Origin of the sequence: Bradyrhizobium erythrophlei (assembly GCF_042430365.1) — a bacterium.
GTDB classification, from domain to species: Bacteria; Pseudomonadota; Alphaproteobacteria; order Rhizobiales; family Xanthobacteraceae; genus Bradyrhizobium; species Bradyrhizobium erythrophlei.
On the sequence record NZ_JBHMET010000224.1, the window covers coordinates 137,326 to 154,198 of the forward strand.

Sequence of the window (16,873 nt, forward strand, 5' to 3'; positions counted from 1 at the left end):
GAAACCTCGTCAGCTATCACAAAAGCAGCGCCTTCCTGGTAAGCCCGCGTCGACACCAAGGTCGCGCCATTGAAACGCCCATCTCGCTCAGCGGGGCTTGATCCGATTGTGGCGGAGATCATCGAAGCACATGCAGGAACCATGGTTGACAATGATAACAACAAGCGGCGCCGGCTCGTCGAGTTCAAGGATGGTTGCCGCTATGGCAAATTCGGAAAGACTAAGGCTTATGAGCTGATCGCTCACGACAGGATCAGGGCCTACAAGATGGGAGGCAAGACCATGATCGACCTCGACAGCGTGGACGAATATCACGCTTCGCTGCCGAGGGTCGAAACGAGAGCAAGCTAGGCCGTGGAGCTGCGCAGCGAGACGGCGGGCTCACCGTCGCAGGCTATCGAGGCGATCAGACCATTGCCGCATTAAATGCACGCGTTCCGACCAATAGGCCGCTTGGTTATAGATGCCGCGACCTTCTTTTTCTTGTGGCCCTTGCCAAGCTGGCGCTGCACCACCTCGTCGAGCCGCCGGCGCTTTTTTCTTCCGTGTCGTGGGCGAGTTGGGCTTCCACTACATCGCCGTCGAACGCGCCCTCCTCGTTGAGCAGGGCGCCGTCGAGCGGAAAGCGTGGGCGCAGTGGTCGCCGCCGGGGCCAGTATAGCAGCCCATGATCCGCAGCGCCTTCAGTGTGCTGTCGGACATTGGCACATCATCGTCATTGGCCGTCCAGTAGATTGCGGTCAGCGTCGCTCGATTCCGCCGGGATTTCGAGTCAAGAGCCTGGGTTCGATTCCGGTCCGGGCGGTTGCGGAGGCCGGAACGGCATTGGGGCATGCCCGCTGCCAGGGAGCCTGCTATTTTTATTTTGCTACTGATACCGCGCGCCAGCCTGTTGGTATTTCTGTTGGTATCGGCAGCAATCGCCGTAGAAAATTACTTTACATTCAGATGGTTATGGCATTAGTCGGTTATCGGCCAGGGGCACCAGATTGAAAATATAAGCAATAACAATAGCTTACAGGTCTAGTTCGATTCCTGATTTTTTCGCAGCCCATTGAAAACACGCGTAAGAATTCGCGGCAGCCGTCCGTCTTGTTGGTATTTTTGTTGGTATCGGGGGAACAAACGCTCACAACGAATTTTGCTATTTCCGAACGAGGGAATTGAGCAGGTGGCCCGCAAGAACGATGGCGCGAGCGCCAACCCGAACACGTCGACTGCCAAAGCTCATGAGATGGGGCTAAGAGCCTGGTCGTCTCGACGTTGCAGGAATGCGCTGCGTCTGCTCGTCGTCGCGCACCACGGCGTCACCCGCCGCATAGCCATAGACGATCGCGCCAACGGCCCTGGTGGAGCGCTCTACGAAGCGGATCAAAGAGCTGGCGCAGCGCCGTGCGAGCGCATGCGCCGTTCCAGCACCGCCAGCACCGGCGCCAGCATTGCCACCAGCAGCATCGGCGCCGCCGCAGTGCACATGGCGGCCTTCAGGCCCATCTGATGCGCCAGCAACGCCGCTCCGATGAGCGGTGCTGCGCTGCTGCCGGCGCGCGAGACGGCACCCTTCCAGCCGACCGCGGCGCTGCGCAGCGCAGCCGGATAGACGATCGGCGTCAGGATGTTGAGCGACTGGTAGGTGCCAAAGGTGAAGAAGCCGGCGCCAACTATCGCGACCACGAAGCCCGCGCTGCCGAAGGGAAAGAAGGCCAGCCCGACCAGCGACAGCACGTCCAGCAGCGCAAACACGACGATCACGCGGTAGCGCCCGAAGCGATCCATAATTAAGCCGGTCGACAGCCCGGCGACGATGGAAGTCGTGCCAGCGACCGAGGCGTAAACCGCGTAGCTGGCCAGCGGGATGCTTTCGAAATCATGGAAGAAGGCCGCGTTGAGGCCGAACAGATTCGCGCTGGCTTGGCCGCAAATGCAGGTGAACCAGAGCACGAGCGTGAAGGCGGCGCGGCGGCTACCGAAGATCTCGACGATCGAGATGCCGGTGCCGAGCCGCCGGGCCGGTTCACCGAATTGGGTGTCGAGCGGCAGCACGATACTTAGCTTGCGCAGCGCGCCGAGGATGGCGGTCGAAGGGGCGGCAGTGCGGGCCAGGTGCAGCGGCGACTCGGGTACCAGGAGCAGGACCGGCACGATCATCAGGAACGGTGCCAGTGCGCCGACCACGTACATGCCCTGCCAACCGATGCGATCGAGCAAAAGGGCCACGAGGGCACTGGCGACGACCACGCCCACGCCGATGCCGGCATAGACTATGCCGACTATGGTCGAGCGGCGCTTGAGGGACGAGATGTCGGCCACTAGGCTACCGACCGCGGGCAGCAGGCCGCCGCCGACCGTGCCGGCGATGAAGCGGGTCACGGCGAAGCCGGTCACCGAGGTGGCGAACACACTTTGCAGGGTAGCGACCGAGAACAGCGCCAGCAGCACGACAATCATGCGCTTGCGACCGAAGCGATCGGCCAGCGGCGACAGCAGCAGCCCGCCGAGTGCCTGACCGATGGGTTGCGCTGCGAAGGCACCGGTGAGGCTAGCGGTGGCCACGCCGAGCGTGGAGGCGATCGCGGGCAGCATCTGCCCGGTTACCAGCAGATCGTAGCTGTCGATCAGCATAACCAAAAACAGCAACGCCATGGTGACGACGTGGCCGCGCCGCACCGGCGATGCGTCGAGCAGGGCGCCGAGGTCGATCTTGTTGCTGCCCGTGCCGCCGTCCGGATCCGCAGCGACGGGGGCGGCCGCTGCCAGCGTCCCCGCGATAGAAGCCGCAGGCACATCGGTCACTTGTTCGTTCATCACGAGGCTCACTCAGCGTCCTCCCCTAGTTTTTTGACCCGTTCACCCACCCGCTAGCGCAAAGGGCAGACATGTTATTATGGATTTTTTTATTATGGATCTTTTCATCGTTGTTTCTTCCTTCGCCGCGCAGGGACTTCCAGCACGGTGATGGTTCAAGCACCCTCGGAAGGAATGATGGGCATGAGGATGAAGGGCTCATTGCCCTCGTCGAAATGTAGTGTGTTCTCCCCGCCAAAGATCTCCGGCGGCCGATCCCGCGGCTCCGCATGACGGAACGGACCGACGCCCCTCATGGGGTAAGGTTGATCAGTGAAGCCGGCGTCGCCCAGACCGTGGTCGTAGTCACAGCCACGAATGTTCAGTGCCAGCGTATAGCCCGGAGGCACCACGATGCAGGTCGGCAGGATCTCGATGTCCAGCACGACGGGCTCACCCGGCACAAGCGGCTGCAGCTCGTCGTGAGCGTGGTAGGGACGGTACGGGAGTGACTTGACCTTATCCAACTTGCGATGCGAGGCGCGCAGCCAGCCCAACGCGATCGGGACGCGCGGATCGTTGGAGCCGATGAACAAGACCTCTTTTCCGTCTGGCGCAAACAGCCGCAACGCCAGAAAGATGTCAGCATCGACAGTACGAGACGACACCACCAGCCTGGCAGCCACGGGGCCGGTGATCTCCAGCTCCGCGGCGGCGGGCGGCATGGTGAAGGTGATTCCGTCACCCGTGGTATCGTAGGTGATGCTGGCGCCGGTGCTCGGTGTGGTGCTCAGGGTGCGCGTAGAGGGAGCCAGAAAGTATTTGGTCCACTGCGTGCGTGCGAGTGGCCATTCCTGTTCGTTGCGGATCGTGAAATGCTCCCCCGGGCGACGAATCTGCAACTGCACCGGCGGCTGTCGATCCCACCCAGTGTCCTTGCCCTGCAAAAAGTGTCCAAGGAAGCGCTTCTGCAGCGCAACACCTTCGGCGCGGTAGAAAGGGCTGAAGTGACTGTCGCCATGGACTTCGAGCCACTTCTGGCTGGAGCCGGCCGCGAGATAGCCTTCGAAATTTCCGCGCGGGTGAACACCCATGCCGCCCCAGTTGGCGGCTGACAGCAACGGCACCTTAATGCGGCTGACGTCGGGTCTGCGCTTGGCATAGAATTCGTCGTCCAGCGGATGATCCAGCACCACATTTGACATTGGTTCGGCGCGATTAGCCGCGAGCTCCTCGTCCGATAGCGTTTCTGGCCCGCTGACTAGTTCGCCGTTATTCGGATTGCGCGCTCCACGATCGCCGTACCCGTGCTGAATCCGCAGCACTTGGCGACCGAACCAGTCGGCGCCAAACTGCGAATAGATGCCGCCATGCCGCGCGGCGTCCCGGTAGCGGTCCACGAAACCTTCCCAAACGCAGATGGCAGCAAGATGCGGAGGCTGCAGCGCGGCGACGTTCCACTGGTTGGTCGCGTAATACGAAATGCCGTTCATTCCGACCTTGCCGTTGCTCCAGCTCTGTGCCGCCGCCCATTCAACGCATTCGTACAAGTCCCGTGCTTCCTGCTCCGAAGTCGGGTCGAGCACCCCAGGCGAACGGCCTGCACCGCGACTATCGACTCGAATGCAGACAAAACCGTCCGGCACCCACTTCTCAGGGTCGACGACTTCCCAGTTCATGTATTTGTTCGACGAGCCTTCGGCGATGTCAGGATAGGCCCGGACCATGCGGTCATACGCACTCTTGTAGCCCACTTGCATTGGCACGCCCTTGCCATAAGCCCCGTAGGAAATCAGGGCGGCATAGCGGCCCGGCGCCTGCGGGAGAAAGATGTCCGCGCGCAGGACAACACCGTCGTTCATCGGAATCGGCGCATCCCAGAGGATGCGCATACCATCAGCGTATACGGCCCCCGGCGTGTCATCAGACAGCGCGGTGTTGGCGGCGGCGTGGTTCGACTTCACGTGACTCATTTCTATCGTTCCTTCGAACAGTTAACTTGTCTGGATTTCCATTGGCGGCACGACCTCTTGGGGTGACGACACTCAGGTCCAATCAGCGGCCACTTCGCGCATCAGGGCATGGAGCCGGCTCTGTCCCTCGAAGCCGATGCCAGGCCGCTGGGGAGCGGGCATCCATCCACCGGACACGTGACAATCGTCCGCGTAGCCGCCGAACGCGCCGAAAAACCCGGGATAGGCTTCACAACCGCCGAGCCCCAGACCGGCCACGAGAGCGAGAGACATTTGATTGCCGCCGTGCGGAAAGTGCCTGCTGTAGTCCCAGCCGTCCGTTGCAAGTTCTTTGACGAGGTCCGCATAGGTGCCGATGCCATAGATCTGCGGCGGATCCATCTGCAGATAGTCACGGTCCTTGCGCCACCCACCAAATCGCACTTGGTTCCAAACGTCCTGAGAGCTGAAAAGGTTTTCGCCGGTAGCGAGTGCTTCCGAGTAAGCCTCGGCAACCGCGGCCGAAGCTTCGAAGTCGTTCGGATGGCAAGGCTCCTCGAACCAACGCAGTTTGAAAGGAGCGAGGGCGTGGGCATAGTCCAACGCCTCTTTGGTGGAGAAACGTCCGTTGGCATCGACAGACAGTCGCTGTGGATCGCCGAGGAGCTTCAATGCCTCCTCGACGCGGCCGATGTCTTCCGCCAGGGATAGGCCGCCGACCTTGATCTTCATGTGCGTGTAGCCGGCGTCTACATGGCGTTGAAGCTCGTCGGTCACGTCACCAGGTTTGCTGTCCGGTCGATACCACCCACCACCGACGTAACAGGGCACCCGTGCTTCCATCGGGCGTTGCCGCCACGATTGCGAGACAAGTTCCGCCAGCGGAAGACGCCGAGCTTTGGCCACGGCGTCCCATAAGGCCGTCTCGATCGTGCCGACCGGCACCGACCGCGCAGCGTCGCCGCCCGGCTTCTCGCCGACGAGCATGCACTGCACTGCCTTAGCCGGATCGAGAAAGCCGTCTCGATCTAGCAGAGCTTCAGGGGACGATTGCATCAGCCTGGGTATGAATCGGGCCCGCATCGGCTCACCACATGCGTACCGACCGATGGAGTTGAAGGCGTATCCGATGACTGGCGCATCCTCGACGGTCCTGTCGGTCAGTACAGCCACGATCGAGACTGTCATCTCCGCGAAAGAGAAGACTGAATTTCGCAGGTCACTGCGCATTGGCAGCGCCGCCTCGCGTACGTCCAGGACGCGCATGTCTAGATCATCTCCAATGGGCTTTTTCGCGCCTCAAAGAGGCTTCGAAGCCGAGCGACTTCGGCTTCAAGATGCTGGCGAATTGTGTCGGGTTCATCGTTTCGCCAACCAGTCATCCGGCGGCTTCGAAGCGTGGCCAGTCCATCAGCCCTGCTGATCTGGGTGAGAGTCTTGTCCAGCCAGTCAAGGATGAGCGTCAGCGTGCCCGCGGGTGCGCAAATCATTGGTTTCCTCCTGTGGCGCGGCGTTGGGCGGCGCATATTCTTGTGTCGTTGGCCGCGCGGGGCCGGATCCCAGTTCAGTCCGACAAATCCGCCGCAACCACGTTCCGTAGGACGCCGAGGCGTTCTACCTCGCACTCGACGACATCTCCCGGCTTCAGCCAGACTCCGTCGCCGAGACCGCCGCCCGCGGGTGTTCCGGTAGCGATCACGTCGCCGGGCCATAAGGTCATGCCCTTCGACACTTCCGCAATAAGCGACGGTACCTTGTGGATCATGTCCGACGAGTTCGCATCCTGACGGACCTTGCCGTTGACGCGACACTGTTTGCGCAGTGGGTACGGCTCTCGCAACTCATCGGTGAGCACGAGCACGGGACCCATTGGGCAGGCGGCATCGAGGCCCTTAGCCTGGGTCCAGTTCTTTCCGTACGAGGTGTTGAGATCGGGATACCCGTCGTTCATCTGGAAGTCCCGATAGCTGACGTCGTTCAACACCATGTAGCCCGCCACATGGTCGAACGCGTCTTCGGCTTCAATGCTCCGGCCAACGCGACCGATCACGATGCCGATTTCGACCTCGTGATCGAGCTTATGCGACGCTCGGTGCGCGACGATCGTGTCGCCGGGGTTGGCCACGCTGCTGGACGGCTTCTGGAAGAAAAACGGTTTGGCCGGAACCTTGACCTTCGCTTCCTTGTCGTGACCGTAATAGTTGACGACGTGCGCCAAGATCTTGGACCCGGCTTCGAACGGTGCGAGCAGTCGCAACGATGCCATTTCCAGCGCTGGTAACTGGCTTCGGCGAGCGATGGTAGAAGCCATGTCACGGAGTGCGACCCCGCCGGCGAGGAAAAGGCGCAAATCCGTAGCCGCAGGAACGAACCAGTCGAGACGCCGCTCTTGTGCCGCAGCTACCAGATCAATCACCTGGCCATCGGCAACGACGAGTCCAAGGCGAGGGCCGAGGGGAGAGAAGAACCGGGCGATGCGCATGTTTGATATCAAATCTCAGGTTAGGAGAGTGATTGTGGGAACGCGCGCTGTATCTGAAAAGCACATATTTCAGATGCTGTTTATCTAAAAAAGGCATGGAGGTCTGGACCACTAGAAACTGGCGGGCTGTTGGCTGCTCTACTTCGTCTTCGATGTTACCGTTGCTCCTGCAAAGGGACACAACATCCACAGCGTCCCCGGCGGTGGTTGCGGGACGCGCGCAGCGTTGGTGCCGCCAGCAGTGCAAGGGCACTGCCGCGCAGGAGTGCACTTCTTCGGTTCAATGCATGGTCAGGGCAGGCTCTTCAGGCCTGGCCGGAAGGGAGGATGGGCAGTAGGAGGAAGGGTTCCCGACCTTCCTCGAAATGCAGAGTGTTCTCGCCGTTGAACACCGCTGGCGGCCGGTCCTGCGGATCCCTATGGGTGAAGGGCCCGACGCCGGTCATGCGGTAGGGGGCATCCTTGAGACCCGGATCGCCCAGACCGTCGTCGTAGTCACAGCCGCGAATGTTTGACTCGCACAGGCAAGAACAGCTTTTCCTCAATGCGTTCGCATACAATTTGCTCAACGGCGGCGCGAAGCGCGCGGGCTGCGAGACTGGCGGGGCGCCCCTTGCCCCAAGCTATCATTCGGGTTGTGTCGAGCCCACGCACGGGCACACCTTGCAAGCCGCGCCATATGTCGGACGTACTCAATGCCGACTTGGGAACAACCACATAGCCCACGCCGGAGCGGGTCAACTCGGCTGCGGGACTGCTGCTATGGATTTGGATGATAGGACGCAGCGCCCCGTAGCGTTCCTCGAAGATGCGCCGTAGGCCCGGCGAGATAATGATTGGCATCTGCTTTAAGTCGCGCGCGGCAATGCTCTTTCGCTTGCAGATCGGATTCCCAACGGCAGCCAGAAGCAGAGTTTCTTCGCGCCAAGCAGGTTTCACCACGACGTCTTCGCGCGCTTCAATTTCAGTGACGAGGCCGAGATCCAGCGTACCGGCGGCAAGGCTGCGCAACATGTCGTCTGTTGTACTATCCGAAAGCTCAAGCTGGACCAGCGGAAACTGAGCGTGGAACCGCTGAACCAAGGGTACGTAAAGTGCTCGTCCCGCGCTCGCAGGCGCGGCCATGCGTACGGTGCCGCGCATTCCGCGGCTGAAGGTTGAAACGTCGTTCGTAGCATTCTCGATCTCTCTCAGGATGAAGCGCGCCCGCTCCAACAGCACGTGGCCGCTCTCGGTCAGCTCTACACCGGCAATGCTGCGTTGAAACAGCACGCCGCCCACCTCTTCCTCCAAACGAAGCATCTGGCGGCTGACCGCTGACTGTGCGACGTGCAAAACGACCGCCGCCGCGCTGATACTGCCGCTGTCCGCGACACTGACGAAGTAGCGAAGTTGGCGTAAGTCCATCGGTCCCCCGTTTCGAGCGGTCCATGCCTATTTTAGATGAATAGCCTAAAATCTATGCTTTTCAAGTGTGGCGCGTGTTCTCACAACGCCGACGAGTCAAGCAAAGTGACCGCGGACAAAAAACAACCTGTCTCAGCAAACGGAAATCAACGAGTGCTTGCTCCACACTTAAAAAACTAGTTTGAGAGGAACTACGTGACCACCAATGTCGGCGATGTCGTCGCCTGCTGGAGACCGAAATGGTGCGGGGCGTGCCTGATGCCGGGGAACCTGCTGTTTTATTTTTGCGAGCTAATGTCGCGCGTCATCTTGTTGGTATTCCTGTTGGTATCGGCAGCAATCGATGACGAAAATACTTTGAAATTCAATTTGTTATGGTACTAGGCGATTGTCGGCCAGGGGCACTAAGCAGAAAAAGCAAATAAAAACAATAACTTAAGCCATTGGTTCGCTTCCATATCTTTGGGAAAATTTTCGCGACTCATTGAAAACACTGGTCAAAAGTAACCTCCAGCCGTCCAATTTGTTGGTATTTTTGTTGGCATCGTGAATTAAACGACCGCGGCGAATTTCGCTATTCCGAACGACGGAATCGAGCAGATGGCCCGCAAGAACGATGGCCGAAGGCAGGTGTCAAGCCGGTTGGTGCGAAAAGTGAGGAAGAAAGAGTATTATACTGCAATGGCTTGCGAGGGCTGCGCGTTGGGGTTCACTCATACGCGAAATCCGCGTAAGCAGTAAGCACCCGTAGCTCAGCTGGATAGAGCGTCGCCCTCCGAAGGCGAAGGCCACACGTTCGAATCGTGTCGGGTGCGCCATTTCAGTACAGAACTAAGAACGCCAAATCCCGCCGATTTCCCGCTTGAAGCGGCAACGAGCGTTCGCAGCAGTTCCGATTTTGATCCCATAATACGAACCTCGGTATCCGCGACTTCGACGCGCTGCGCCAGGGCGCACAGGTGATCCCGCCGATAGTCACCTCCCTCAAGCCTCAGTCCATCGCGAGCTGCGCTGGAGAAGGTCTCGACCATATCCGGCGTGATCGCTTGGTTGCCGATGCTGTCCAGCGCGGCTTGGGTGCGTTCAGCATCGGCCTTGGCTTGGTCCCGAATCGCCTTGAGGCCAGCCATCCGTTCTTTCAGGACTGAATCGTTCAGATCGGCGAGGCCATGAGGCCCCTCCGGCGAGACCGGAACGCACGTCACGACGAACTTCACCCAATGACCGCCTTCGGGATCGACGACGAGCACCTGGCCGTCGAGGTCGAGAAGCGCGTCGAGGCTCGGATCGCGACCCTCGCTTATGGCTTTTCGTTGTCAGATTGCGATAACAGTTTCAAGCCCCTTTCCGGCTCGTCGATCAGGCCAAACAGCCGGTCGAGCACATCGCCGAAATACCGCTTGAAGATGTCGAGCTCTTCCTCCGTGACCGGTACGCACTGGGGCCAGTCGTCGACAGCAGTCAGCGTCGCGACGTCGAAGGAACGGGGCGACGGCCCACGTCGCGAATAACAGGCGCGCGGCGCGGGATCATTGGCGTAGTCGAAAAGATCGTCGGGAAGCGCCTTGGGAATCGGTTGCCGGGGCCGCTCCTTCCGGGCGCACGGGCGTTGCGCGTGCATGGAATCCTCCGTGGTTCGCCGCTGGATTCCGGGTGTCTGGAAGCCCGGAATTGGCGAACCATGAAGGAGGATCAGCGGCGCGTAGCGTGCCGCATTTGGGCTCATGCGTTGGCGGCACCCTCAGCTCTCGGGTCGCAGTGAGGGACATCGCGGTTCCCATCCGGCCATGAACTCCTAGCCGATTGGACCCCCATTGAGGGAAATCCCTCATTCGCAGGCGCGCCCGTCGACGCCTATAATCATCGGCATGTCAATACCAACGATGGAGAAAACCATGGCGACCGAGCAATCCGAAGACAAGCGCCCGACCCCGGATCGTGCCGAGGACAATGCGTTCTTTCCCTCTCCTTATTCGCTCAGTCAGTTCACCTCGCCGAAGTCCGACCTCAGCGGAGCTGACTATCCCAATCCCTACAAGGGAGGGCGCTGGAAGATCCTAATGATTGGTGCCGACGAGCGCTATCTGCTGACCGATAACGGCACGATGTTCTCGACGGGGAACCATCCCGTGGAAACGCTGCTGCCGATGTACCATCTTGACAAAGCGGGGTTTTCGTTCGACGTCGCGACGTTGTCCGGCAACCCCGTCAAGTTCGAACTCTGGGCGATGCCGTCCGAGGATGCAGAGGTGAAGGGCCTGTTCGCGAAGTATCGCGACCAGTTCAAGAAGCCGCTGAAGCTCGCTGATGTGATCAAGAAGGACCTCGGTGACGACTCCGACTACATCGCCATCTTCATCCCCGGCGGCCATGGCGCCCTGATCGGCCTGCACGAGAGTGAAGAGGTGAAGGCGGTCCTCGAATGGGCCGCAGCCAAGGACAAGTTCATGATCTCGCTGTGCCACGGGCCGGCAGCCTTCCTCGCCGCAGGCATCGGAAAAACGAAGGACAGCTACATCTACAACGGCTACAAGATCTGCGCCTTTCCAGACAGTATCGACGCAAAGACGCCCGATATGGGCTACATGCCCGGTCATCTGACCTGGGCCTTCGGCGAGAAGCTGAAGGCGCTCGGCTTTGAGATCGTCAACACCGATATCTCCGGCATGACCCACCAAGATCGGAAGATGCTGACCGGCGACAGTCCGCTCGCGGGCAATGCGCTGGGCAAGCTTGCGGCCAAGGCTCTCCTTCAGGAAGTCGCTTCCGCTTGAATGACAGAAGCGGGACGGGTGTCATGGGTTTCCCAACATCCGTCCCGCATCCTGCCTCGCAGAGATTTGCCGCTCCGATTGATGGACGGAAGGTATGGATCCGATCGTCGACACTGTCGTCGCCATTGAGACCAGCGACGACCTCCTGTCGATCCAGCAAGCCGTGCGAGCCGTCTCGCAACCGCTCGGCTATGACCGCTTCGTCTTGTTCTCCGCCTCCCCGGCGCGAGATGAACTGGTCGAGAAAATCTATTGGGTGGAGGGCGACTGGTTCGGTGACGGCGAGACCGTCGATGCCCAAACCTATGTCCGCCGCTGCCCGGTGACGCGTCATGTGCTCGAGACGGACGAACCGTTCTTCTGGACCAAGACCGTCTCGGCGCGCGGCGAGAAGTATCGCGTGGTCAAGGGCCCCAGAGGCGCCGGGATCCATGGTTTGCAGGTTCCCATCTTTGGCCGCGCTGGTCTCGAAGGCGCGATGAGTTTCGGCGGGACGCACATCGATGGAGCGGTGCGAACCCGTCTCATGCTGACGATCGTCGGCGCGGCAGCGTTCCGTTCGGCCCGCCGCCTGATCGAAGCACGCGAGCAGAAGGGAACGGTGAACCTCTCTGCACGTGAGAAGGAAGTGTTGCGCTGGATCGCCGCCGGCCGTCGTCAAGCCGACATAGCGGCGACGCTCGGCCTGTCCGAGCGGACTGTGGAGAACCATCTGCGCCGCATACGGCTTCGCCTGGCGGTGGCGACGACGGCACAGGCCGTCAAAGTCGCGATCCAGGCCGGCGAGATCGAGGGCTGACGCAGGGCGCGGCGTTTTGTTGTGCAGGAGTGACGAAATGGGCAAGACCATCCTCATAACGGGCGCCGCAACCGGCTTCGGCCGCGGTGTCGCGCTAGGCCTCGCGGCGCGCGGCCACAATGTGATCGCGGGCTGCCAGATCTGGCCGCAGGTCTGGGAATTGCGCAATGCGGCCAGGGCTGATGGCGTCGAGATGCGGGTCATCAAGCTTGACGTGCTGAATGAGATCGACCGCGCCAATGCACTCGGCATGGAAATAGACGTCCTGTTCAACAATGCGGGCATCATGGAATCGGGACCGCTGGTCGAGATCCCGATGTCCGTCTTCCGATCGGTCTTCGAGACCAACGTGTTCGCTGCGCTCGAAATGGCGCAGGGCTTCGCGCGGGCCATGGTGAAACGCGGCTCCGGCCGGATCGTCTGGACCTCGTCGGTGGCGGGCCTGGTGAATGTGCCGTTCGACGGCGCCTATGCCGCATCCAAGCATGCGGTAGAGGGCATCTGCTCAGCCATGCACGAGGAGCTGAAGCCCTATGGCGTCGAGGTTGTAACGGTGAACCCCGGCGCTTTCCGCACCGGCTTCAACGACACCGGCATGGAGAGCATGGACCAGTGGTGGAACCAGGGCGAACGCGTCGTCGCCCACTGGCCGGTGCGCGCGCTTGATCGCCAGCACGACCCTGCCGAGATGATCGAGGCCATCGTCGAGGTGATCGAAGTCGACAAACCGCCTTACCGCACCGTGCGGCCCGCCAGCGCCGAGGACATGGTGCGACGGGAACAGGCCGAAGTATGGAACGTGCAGGTCTGATCGGGAGGCACGGAAAACATGAGCCAGCCATTGTTGCCCGAACGGATGACCGAAATCGTCATCACGAAGCCCGGTGGCCCGGAGGTCCTCGAGCCGCGCAGCGTATCCGTGCCTCGGCCGGGCACGGGTGAGTTGCTGGTCCGCGTCGCGGCGGCAGGGGTCAACCGACCGGACGTGATCCAACGCATGGGGCAATACCCGATGCCGCCCGGTGCAAATCCGACACCTGGTCTGGAAGTCGCCGGTGAAGTGGTCGTCATTGGCCATGGCGTCGCTGGCTTCGCGGTCGGCGACGCCGTCTGCGGGCTCGCCAATGGGGGCGGCTATGCCGAATACTGCCTGCTTCCGGCCGGACAAACGCTGCCGCGTCCGACGGGCGTCGATTCGATCCAGGCGGCCGCTGTTCCCGAGACTTTCTTCACCCAATCTGTTCGGGATCGGGCGCGCGACCAAAGGCGACGATGTGCTGATCCATGGCGGCACCAGCGGGATCGGCACGACCGCGCTGACGCTATGCCGAGAGTTTGGCATCCGCGCATTCGCGACAGCGGGTAGCGACCAGAAATGCACCGCGATCCGCGAACTGGGTGGAGAGGCGATCAACTATCGTGAGAGGGACTTCGCCGAGGAAGTGCTGAAGCGCACCGAGGGCCGCGGCGTCGATGTCATCCTCGACATCATGGGCGGCTCCTATTTCGATCGCAACATCGCTGCGCTCGCGCGCGACGGGCGCCTGGTGGTGATCGGCTTCCTCGGCGGAACCATAGCCGAGCAGCTCGATCTCCAGGCACTGGCCTTGAAGCGCGCGATCGTCACCGGTTCCACGATGCGGTCACGCACTGCCGCTGAGAAAGCCAAGATCGCCGACGAACTGCGCGCCCATGTCTGGCCGATCCTGTCAGCGGGGCGCTGCCTGCCCATCGTGCATGAGGTTTTTCCGCTCTCACGCGCCGCGGACGCTCACCGCATGATGGAGGCTGGCGACCATATCGGCAAGATCGTGCTCGCGGTGCCGGATTGAATGTGGCCAACCCATCGCCAAGCCGCTTCAGCAGGAGGATCCATGAATACGCTGGAAACCACGCAAGCATTCTTCGACCGCTATCGCCGGCACGACGTCGATGCGATGGTCGAGCTCTTCGCAGCCAACGGGACGATCGACTACATTCCCGCGGGCGTGGCCGGACCGGCCCCCGAAGCAGGGCGCGCGATTTGGAGTGCATTGATCGATGCCTTTCCGAATCTGACCAATGACGTCACTGCGATATATGTCGCTGATCACGGAAGGATCGTCACGGCCGAGGTGACCATCGGCGGGACCCAGGCGAAGGATGCTTTCGGGATCGAGAACCAGGGTTTGTCCTACTCGTTACCTCATGTTTTTATCGTACACGGCAATGAGGACGGCGAGATCATCTCGATGAAGGCGTATTGGGACAACGCGAGCTGGTATACCTCTCTGGGAAGAACGAATTTGAGCTAGGCGCCGGTGGCGGCGTTTCTGGGTATGGCAAGCGGCGCCTTGGCCGCGGCCGTCCCCCAGGGTTGGACCCAGGGCACGCGGCCTGCCTCCAGCTCGGCGATGATCTTGTTAGTGATTTCGTTGTAGCGACGAATCACCGATGTGGGCTCGACCTTCCGTGACCTCCTTGCCGACGTACGCCTCGGCTATCAGGACACCACGTCCTTCTATCGCGCCTTCCGCAAGTGCGAGGGCAGCCATCTGGACGGCCGTCCTGTCCTCAACGGCAGAGCATCATGGTGGGTGGACGCTTTGATGATGAATACGTCAGAGAGAACGGTCGTTGACTGTTTTCAAAGGTGGTCTTGACGACCTGGTACATGGTCCCGGTCGAGCCGGGCTGGGAAGCCGCTGCCGCCGGGAAGCCAGTGCAGACCTGAATCGCAAAGCTCGGGGTTTGCCGCCACTGGTCTCAACGAACTGTTGATGGCGCTGGTCCGTACGTTAGTGTCGATGGCAGCCCAACACTCTCTCGCGGCGGGCCCAGTTCGCAGAGAGAACCTGGCCGCTAGCTCACGAGTACAAAGCTGCACGAATACGCGTACGATCGCAGAGGGCCGTAGTTTGGCGCACAAGATCGTGTAAATGGCGGAGAGATTGTCGGTCAATCCCCATTGACGTACTAGCTATTTTTCATTCGAGCACGCGCAACCTACGGTCCTGGCTGCAGCAATGGCGCGTCCTTGCGCGCGTGCCGCCCAGTCCTCTGCGCCATCCAGACGTGGCAATCGACCACAGCTCTGACTGCGAACAGAATCAGCTCGTGCATCACGGGAAAGCCTTTCCCAGTTCAGGCCTGGTCTGGACAGGGCGAGGGGAGCACCGCATCCCGCCCGAGATAGCGGACCTATCTAGATCCTCGCCGGTTTCGATTGAGCCGGCCAAGCTTGCGGTATTCGCCGCGCGAAGACCAACGCCAGCCAAAGTATCCCTCCCTCAAGCAGCCGATTGCGTTGTCGGCATCCAGCTCTTGTCCTCCTGCACCACTGCTGCCGCGGCAATCTTCGATCCGGCTGCTGGTTCGGGAGCGTTACTCTGTCCCAGTTCACGGGCCAACACCTCACGGTCACAGGCGTTCTCCCACAGCGAAACGGTGATGGCCGCGACACAGTTGCTGATCATGCTGGTCAGTGCCCGCGCCTCTGACATGAAACGGTCGATGCCGACGAGCAGCGCCACGCCGGTCACGGGCAGGTCCGGCATGACGGAGAGGGTCGCGACAAGCGCCACGAAGCCGCTACCGGTGACGCCGGCCGCCCCTTTGGACGTCAGCAGCATCAGTCCGAGCATCGCCGCAATCTGCCCCCATGAAAGGTGAATGTCGCAGGCCTGGGCGATGAAGATGGACGCCAGGGTGAGATAAATGGCGCTGCCGTCCAGATTGAAAGAGTAGCTCATCGGCAGCACGAGCCCTGACACGCCTTTGCGGCACCCGAGCTGCTCCAGCTTGCGCAACGCGCCAGGCAGCGCCGGCTCCGACGATGACGTGCCGAGCACGATCAGCAGTTCTTCCTTGAAATAGCGGATGGTCTTCCACAGGCTGAAGCCGTTCAGCCGCGCCAGCGTGCCAAGCACGAGGACCACGAAGACGGAGCAGGCGATATAGAATGTCAGGATCAGCAGTCCGAGTGAGCCAATCGAACGGATGCCATAGCGGCCCACCGTGAACGCCATGGCGCCAAAGGCGCCGAGCGGGGCAAGCTTCATGACGAAACCGAAGGCCACAAACAGCACATGAGAGAACGAGGTGACGGCCTTGGTCACCACCACACCGTCGTCGCCGGCCCGGCTCAGCCCAAAGGCGATGAGGATGGAGACCAGCAGGACCGGCAGCACTTCGCCATCGGCAAACGCGCCAAAGAAGGAATGCGGGATGATGTGCAGCATGAAGTCGGCAAATCCGGTCGCAGCTGCCTGCTTGGTGAATTTCGCAGCCACCGACGGATCGAGCGTACTGACGGACACATGCATGCCCACGCCAGGCTGGATCAGCGAAACGGTGATCAGTCCAGCCAGCAATGCAAGCACGGTCAGCAAGTAGAACAGCGCCATCGATTTCACCAGCGTGCGGCCGACCTCGCGGGAATCGCTGATGCTGTTGATGCCGGTCACGATGGTGCAGAATACGATCGGCGCGATCATCATCTTGACGAGCTTGACGAAGCCGTCTCCCAAGGGCTTCAACGCGGCACCAAATTCAGGCCAGAGATGGCCGGTCAGGACACCCAGCACGAGACCAATCAGCACCTGGACGTAGAGAATCCGGTAGAATGGCTTTCGCGCCTCGATCCGTGCAGACCCAGCCAGCGCTTGCGTGTGCATTCTCGTTCCTCCCATAGCTC

At 61.0% G+C, this 16,873-nt stretch carries 14 protein-coding genes, 1 tRNA gene and 2 pseudogenes; 8 read left to right on the forward strand and 9 right to left on the reverse strand.

Features of this window, described 5'->3' with window-relative positions:
• Nucleotides 1-108: 108 nt before the first annotated feature.
• A complete protein-coding gene (locus ACFFWD_RS31855; protein ID WP_376972166.1) occupies nucleotides 109-351 on the forward strand; it encodes a MerR family transcriptional regulator in 243 nt (80 codons plus the stop codon).
• A gap of 1,020 nt (nucleotides 352-1,371) precedes the next feature.
• Here ACFFWD_RS31855 and ACFFWD_RS31860 read toward each other — a convergent pair.
• The 6 genes from ACFFWD_RS31860 to ACFFWD_RS31885 all read right to left on the reverse strand — a co-directional run bounded on the left by ACFFWD_RS31860 (nucleotide 1,372) and on the right by ACFFWD_RS31885 (nucleotide 8,625).
• Entirely contained in the window at nucleotides 1,372-2,817 is a 1,446-nt protein-coding gene (locus ACFFWD_RS31860; protein WP_376972168.1) for an MFS transporter, read from the reverse strand.
• Nucleotides 2,818-2,960: 143 nt separating this feature from the next.
• Complete coding sequence (locus ACFFWD_RS31865; RefSeq protein ID WP_376972170.1) at nucleotides 2,961-4,757, reverse strand: CocE/NonD family hydrolase; 1,797 nt, start codon at nucleotides 4,755-4,757, stop codon at nucleotides 2,961-2,963.
• A 72-nt stretch (nucleotides 4,758-4,829) separates the two neighbouring features.
• On the reverse strand, nucleotides 4,830-6,002 hold the full coding sequence (locus tag ACFFWD_RS31870) for an enolase C-terminal domain-like protein (RefSeq protein WP_376972172.1): 1,173 nt from the start codon (nucleotides 6,000-6,002) through the stop codon (nucleotides 4,830-4,832).
• Nucleotides 6,003-6,004: 2 nt separating this feature from the next.
• Nucleotides 6,005-6,226: a hypothetical protein gene (locus tag ACFFWD_RS31875; protein WP_376972174.1), complete on the reverse strand. Its 222-nt coding sequence runs from the start codon at nucleotides 6,224-6,226 to the stop codon at nucleotides 6,005-6,007.
• 74 nt (nucleotides 6,227-6,300) lie between these two features.
• Nucleotides 6,301-7,218, reverse strand: coding sequence for a fumarylacetoacetate hydrolase family protein (locus tag ACFFWD_RS31880; protein ID WP_376972176.1), 918 nt, complete (start codon nucleotides 7,216-7,218; stop codon nucleotides 6,301-6,303).
• 495 nt (nucleotides 7,219-7,713) lie between these two features.
• A complete protein-coding gene (locus ACFFWD_RS31885; RefSeq protein ID WP_376972178.1) occupies nucleotides 7,714-8,625 on the reverse strand; it encodes a LysR family transcriptional regulator in 912 nt (303 codons plus the stop codon).
• Nucleotides 8,626-8,820: 195 nt separating this feature from the next.
• On the opposite strand from ACFFWD_RS31885, the gene ACFFWD_RS31890 reads away from it, so the two are divergent.
• Both ACFFWD_RS31890 and ACFFWD_RS31895 read left to right on the forward strand, forming a co-directional pair.
• Nucleotides 8,821-9,009, forward strand: coding sequence for a hypothetical protein (locus ACFFWD_RS31890; RefSeq protein ID WP_376972180.1), 189 nt, complete (start codon nucleotides 8,821-8,823; stop codon nucleotides 9,007-9,009).
• Between the two features lie 357 nt (nucleotides 9,010-9,366).
• Nucleotides 9,367-9,443 (forward strand) — tRNA-Arg (locus ACFFWD_RS31895).
• Between the two features lie 482 nt (nucleotides 9,444-9,925).
• On the opposite strand, the gene ACFFWD_RS31900 is transcribed toward ACFFWD_RS31895, so the two are convergent.
• Entirely contained in the window at nucleotides 9,926-10,246 is a 321-nt protein-coding gene (locus tag ACFFWD_RS31900; RefSeq protein ID WP_376972182.1) for a hypothetical protein, read from the reverse strand.
• A 274-nt stretch (nucleotides 10,247-10,520) separates the two neighbouring features.
• On the opposite strand from ACFFWD_RS31900, the gene hchA reads away from it, so the two are divergent.
• The 5 genes and pseudogenes from hchA (at nucleotide 10,521) to ACFFWD_RS31925 (ending at nucleotide 14,492) form a co-directional block, all read left to right on the forward strand.
• A complete protein-coding gene (gene hchA, locus ACFFWD_RS31905; protein ID WP_376972184.1) occupies nucleotides 10,521-11,399 on the forward strand; it encodes a glyoxalase III HchA in 879 nt (292 codons plus the stop codon).
• A gap of 94 nt (nucleotides 11,400-11,493) precedes the next feature.
• Nucleotides 11,494-12,198: a PA1136 family autoinducer-binding transcriptional regulator gene (locus ACFFWD_RS31910; protein ID WP_376972186.1), complete on the forward strand. Its 705-nt coding sequence runs from the start codon at nucleotides 11,494-11,496 to the stop codon at nucleotides 12,196-12,198.
• A 37-nt stretch (nucleotides 12,199-12,235) separates the two neighbouring features.
• Complete coding sequence (locus ACFFWD_RS31915; protein ID WP_376972188.1) at nucleotides 12,236-13,009, forward strand: SDR family oxidoreductase; 774 nt, start codon at nucleotides 12,236-12,238, stop codon at nucleotides 13,007-13,009.
• Between the two features lie 18 nt (nucleotides 13,010-13,027).
• Nucleotides 13,028-14,030: pseudogene (locus tag ACFFWD_RS31920) on the forward strand (NAD(P)H-quinone oxidoreductase).
• A gap of 42 nt (nucleotides 14,031-14,072) precedes the next feature.
• On the forward strand, nucleotides 14,073-14,492 hold the full coding sequence (locus tag ACFFWD_RS31925) for a nuclear transport factor 2 family protein (RefSeq protein WP_376972190.1): 420 nt from the start codon (nucleotides 14,073-14,075) through the stop codon (nucleotides 14,490-14,492).
• A gap of 2 nt (nucleotides 14,493-14,494) precedes the next feature.
• Here ACFFWD_RS31925 and ACFFWD_RS31930 read toward each other — a convergent pair.
• A pseudogene (locus ACFFWD_RS31930) lies at nucleotides 14,495-14,629 on the reverse strand (ArdC-like ssDNA-binding domain-containing protein); the annotation flags it as partial.
• 838 nt (nucleotides 14,630-15,467) lie between these two features.
• A complete protein-coding gene (gene dctA, locus ACFFWD_RS31935) occupies nucleotides 15,468-16,853 on the reverse strand; it encodes a C4-dicarboxylate transporter DctA (protein WP_376972192.1) in 1,386 nt (461 codons plus the stop codon).
• Between the last annotated feature and the right edge of the window lie 20 nt (nucleotides 16,854-16,873).